A 3610-nucleotide genomic window follows, 5' to 3' on the forward strand; every position below is an offset into this window, starting at 1 on the left:
GAGAATTTGAAAATAAAGAAGAACTCGAAAAAGTAGTCAATCAGCTTTTAAATGAAGGGGGATTGATTATTAAATGGAGTAGAAAACTTAAAAATAAGGGTAATGCTGTCAATGTAACTTAAATGCGGAAAAGCTTATCACACCTCATTTTGAGGAGAAAGAAACGCCCTCAAGGAGCGGCGAGTCTCATAATCGCTACAATAATAGATAAAATTCTAATTGCGAGGAAAGCCTATCGATACCATCTTCGGCAATACCCAGGGACTGAAAGCCAGTCAGATGAAACAGCTACAAAGGCTGTACCATGAACGCTTGCCTATTGATACTCTCACCACCCCAGAATTCGCCCAAAGACTGGCGGCCATCAGTACCGATATTCATCAACCCCTCTGCACCTATATCAACCGTCGCGGCCAGGTAATTCGTGTGGGAGTGGGAACCCCCCGACAAACCCAATTTTCTCTCTTGGAACTACCCCGCTACGGTTCCGAACGTCTTTGCGGAATTCGTTGTATCGCCACGGAACTCAAGCAGGAACCGCCAAAAGAATCCAGTTTAACCGCCATGGCTTTGCAACGATTAGACGCACTGGTGATCTTAACTCTAACCGGTACAGGTATGATCCGTCGCGGTGGTGGGGCAACTGGTTATGTGGAGCAAGTCTATCTGGCTCATCTCATACCACAAAGTCAAACAAATGTCAATAGTAATATATACTGGTCTGTCTCCCCGCCCTTAAATCTAGAGGATTTAAGCAAACAGGACTTTTTAGAGTTAGTGGAAGGACTAGAGGCGGAGTTTCAGCGAGAATTTACCGCTATAACCGTTGATACAGCCGAAGATCGGGTGCTATTGGTTGGTTTAATCACCGACGGGATGAGCGATCGCCAGTTCGAGGACGGTTTAAGCGAATTAGAGCGTTTAGTTGATACCGCCGGGGGCAAAGTTTTGCAAGTCACCCGACAAAAACGGGATCATCCCCATCCTCAAACAGTGATCGGTTCGGGAAAAGTGGCAGAAATCGCCCTACAGGTGCAAACTTCGGGAGCTAACTTAGTCGTATTCAATCGTGACCTTTCTCCCGCCCAAATTCGCAATCTAGAGAACCAAATCGGGGTGAGAGTCGTTGATCGCACCGAGGTGATCTTGGATATTTTCGCCCAACGGGCCCAATCCCAAGCGGGTAAACTACAGGTAGAATTAGCCCAATTAGAATACACTTTACCCCGTCTCACCGGGCGTGGATTAGCCATGTCGAGATTAGGGGGAGGAATTGGCACTCGCGGACCGGGGGAGACAAAATTAGAAACAGAACGCCGAACTATTCAACGTCGTTTATCCCGTCTCCAGGATGAGGTGGATCAACTGCAAGCTCATCGTTCCCGTTTACGCAAACAACGGCAAAAACAAGATGTAGCCAGTGTGGCGATCGTCGGTTACACCAATGCGGGAAAATCTACTTTAATTAATGCGCTCACCGCTGCCGAAGTTTATACCGCCGATCAACTGTTTGCTACCCTCGATCCCACCACCCGACGCTTAACTATTACCGATCCCCTCACCCAAGTCTCTCACACCCTTTTACTAACCGATACGGTGGGTTTTATCCACGAATTACCCCCCTCGCTGGTGGATGCGTTTCGGGCAACTTTAGAGGAAGTAACGGAAGCAGAAGCATTACTCCATCTGGTGGATCTGTCCCATCCAGCTTGGGAAAGTCAGATTGCCTCGGTGTTAAAAATCCTCTCGGAGATGCCGATTCAAACCGGTCCGATGTTAATGGTGTTTAATAAGTTGGATCAGGTAAAAAGCGAGGATTTGGAAATAGCTAAGGAAAAATATCCCCAAGCTGTTTTTATCTCGGCTATTCGTCGGCTAGGATTGGAAACTTTAAAACAAAAGTTAATCGATTTAATCGCTTAAGTATAGCAGTAAGCTGTCAGTATTCAGGAGACAGGAGTTAGGAGTCAGTATTCTCCGAGTCAGTCCTGATGAAAAAATTTTCACCACCAGAGATGAAAATATTCTGATTGACGAATTTGCGTTATTTCAGCTTCTATTTTCAAGTCAGTGCCTCTCCTGATATGTAGCCCATACTCAACGGATTTAGTATGATTGACGAATTTGCGTTATTTCAGCCTCTATTTTCAAGTCAGGAGAGGAGGCGGTCGGCGGTCGGCGGTCGGCAGCTTTTTTCTCCCCACTTCATAATTTATAATTCATAATTCCTAATTCCTAATTCCTAATTCCCACTGATAACTTAGGAACTATGCAAACAATCTTTCAGCGCATAGGCTACCTGTTGTTGTTCCTCGAAGCTTAAATCGGGGAACATAGGTAAAGATAACACTTTTTCACTGGCCAATTCAGCCACGGGTAAATCGCCTTTTTTATAGCCTAAATACTGATAAACCGGCTGTAAATGCAGAGGAATCGGATAATAAACCATGGATAGGACATCTTTTTCCTGCAAAGCCGCCCGAATTTGGTCACGATTTTCCGTTAGGATTGTGTACTGATTCCAAACGTGCTTACCTCCGGCTAAAGCGGCAGGTAAAGTGATATTAGGCAAAGGTTGCAGTAATTCCCGATAACGTTGGGCAATCTCGATCCGTTGATTATTCCAAAAATCGAGATATTTCAGCTTAATTTGCAAAATAACCGCTTGAATGGCATCTAAGCGGCTATTCACCCCAATTACCTCATGGAGATAACGCTCCTTGCTGCCGTGTTCTTTAATCATGCGAATTTGTGCCGCTAACTCGGGGTTATTGGTGGTAATTGCGCCACCATCGCCACAACCGCCTAAATTTTTGGTGGGAAAGAAGCTAAAACAGCCAATATCGCCGATACTCCCCACTTTCTGCCCATGCCATTCTGCTCCCGTTGCCTGAGCGCAATCCTCAATCACCAATAAATTATGGGAACGAGCGAAATTTACCACCTCAGACATATTGACAGATTGCCCAAAAAGGTGTACTGGGATAATCGCTTTAGTCTGGGGAGTAATCGCTTTTTCCAACAGTGCCACATCGAGGTTAAAAGTATTAATATCGATATCGACAAAAACCGGTGCTGCCCCGACTAAATTAATCGCTTCGGCGGTGGCAATAAACGAAAAAGTAGAAGTAATTACTTCATCCCCCGCTTGAATACCGAGGGAGCGCAGTGCCAGATAAAGGGCATCGGTCCCCGAATTACAGGCGACACAATCGCTAACACCGTGATAGAGGGCAAATTGTCGTTCTAATTCGCTCACAGCTTCGCCACCAATATAGCGCCCAGAACGGAGGATTTCTAAAACGGCATGGTTAGCTTCTTCGCTGATGACTTGGTATTGACGGGATAAATCGACGGGGGGAATTTTACTCACGCGCTTTCACTCAAATTAGAGACTAATCGGGATTTGTCGGCGAAAAGAGGGATTAATTAGGGTCTGCTGAAAAAGTTTTTCGGTGGGGGTTGGGGGTTGGGGGATGGGGGATGGGTTTTACCGATTTTCAGGTGGTCAACTACCTAATTTTCAGGGAAAAAGTACCTGAATTTTCCCCCTGATCACTCCCAGGCCTGGTACTTTTTGATTGACAAAAAGTCTAAAAGTCTTACCCAA

The 3610-nt window shown here is 45.7% G+C and carries 2 protein-coding genes and 1 pseudogene; 2 read left to right on the forward strand and 1 reads right to left on the reverse strand.

The features are described 5' to 3' along the window. Together IM322_RS01705 and hflX are read left to right on the forward strand one after the other, a co-directional pair. Positions 1–122 (forward strand): annotated as a pseudogene (locus IM322_RS01705) (IS630 family transposase); the annotation flags it as partial. Positions 123–219: 97 nt separating this feature from the next. After that, positions 220–1923, forward strand: coding sequence for a GTPase HflX (gene hflX, locus IM322_RS01710; protein WP_287676364.1), 1704 nt, complete (start codon positions 220–222; stop codon positions 1921–1923). 337 nt (positions 1924–2260) lie between these two features. Here the strand turns inward: hflX and IM322_RS01715 are convergent, their stop codons facing one another. Further along, complete coding sequence (locus IM322_RS01715) at positions 2261–3373, reverse strand: DegT/DnrJ/EryC1/StrS family aminotransferase (protein ID WP_287676366.1); 1113 nt, start codon at positions 3371–3373, stop codon at positions 2261–2263. Positions 3374–3610 lie beyond the last annotated feature (237 nt).

The sequence above is a fragment of the Microcystis sp. M109S1 genome, assembly GCF_020247025.1.
In the GTDB taxonomy this organism is placed as follows: Bacteria; Cyanobacteriota; Cyanobacteriia; order Cyanobacteriales; family Microcystaceae; genus Microcystis.